The 1,476-nt window shown below is 45.1% G+C and carries 1 protein-coding gene; it reads right to left on the bottom strand.

The annotated features are described in order from the left end of the window. The coding region (locus ACOSVP_RS18545) for an Ig-like domain-containing protein (RefSeq protein ID WP_487348971.1) at positions 1-1,476 on the bottom strand (1,476 nt) is incomplete at both ends.

Genomic DNA, 1,476 nt, shown 5'->3' with positions numbered 1-1,476 from the left:
CATCGTTGGTACTAAATATTAACGAACCTTCCGATCCTTTATTGCCTGCTGTATCTGCGTAGCTATTCTTCGCGACACTGACACTTGGTTCTTCGTCACCTGTATATGTGAACGTTGCAGTCCAAGTATCACCCTCTACCTGTTGAAGATTACTTACATCGCCACCATCGGCTTTGATATCTCCAATTTCAAAGCCAGTCACATTTTCACTGAACTTGAATGTAATTGTTGTCTCTTGGCCTGCAGATAGATTTTCATCAGAAGCTATAATGGATACGCTTGGGCCATCAATATCTGCTGCAGGAGCCTTTTCTACAACATCGGATGACTTGTTGCCTGCATTATCTGATAGGTTTGCCGTAACACTATCTTCTGGTGACACCTCGAAGGACACGCCATTGTTTAGGTGGTTCTGCTTCAGAACAATCGAGACTTCTTCACCATCGTTCACTTTATATGTCAGCGTGTCGCCAACTTCTGATCCTGTAACAGAGATAGTCGCAGTTACCGTACCATCATTGCCAACCTCGTCGTTGTTGTAAACTTGGTCAGTACCCGTATTTTCAAAGCTAATAGTTGGCGTAGCAATCTCAGTATCAAGGCTTACGATCGGGTTAATAAAAGCTGACTGGCCATTTTCTTTTCCATCGTTTGGCGTCAAAGCGAACGACGGTAAATCCTCGCCTGCATTCACTAATTCCGCACCAGCAGCCGTCAATACAACCGTATCACCATTTAATGCGTAATTAGTCGTATCGCTTAGGGTAACCGTAACATCATCACCGTCGGCATCACTCTTGGTGAAACTTGCTACAAGGGCGCCTTCAGACGCACCATCAGCTTCACTAAAATCAAAGCGTTCTGTTACTTCAATAACTGGCGCTGTATTTTCGGTGCTAACAGTCGGGTCTACCGATACTGCTTCGCCGTTTTTCTTGCCATCGTTTGGCGTCAAAGTGAACGACGGCAAATCCTCGCCTGCATTTACTAATTCCGCACCAGCAGCCGTCAATACAACAGTATCACCATTTAAAGCGTAATTAGTCGTATCGTTTAGGGTAACAGTAACGCTATCACCGTCGGCATCACTCTTGGTGAAACTTGCTACAAGGGCTCCTTCAGACGCACCATCAGCTTCACTAAAATCAAAGCGTTCTGTTACTTCAATAACTGGTGCTGTATTTTCGGTGCTAACAGTCGGGTCTACCGATACTGCTTCGCCGTTTTTCTTGCCATCGTTTGGCGTCAAAGTGAACGATGGTAAATCCTCGCCTGCATTCACTAATTCCGCACCAGCAGCCGTCAATACAACCGTATCACCATTTAATGCGTAATTAGTGGTATCACTCAAGGTAACTGTAACTTCATCACCATTTTCATCAGAAGAAGTAAACTCGGCCACCAGATCATTTGCTGATGCTCCCTCTGCTTGATCGAAAGCAACAACCTTATCGACGCTAACTACTGGCGCTACAT

It is taken from the genome of Marinomonas sp. HM11-D (assembly GCF_057626615.1).
Note: the sequence above shows the minus strand (reverse complement) of the source record. Positions and strands in the feature narration are given on the sequence as shown.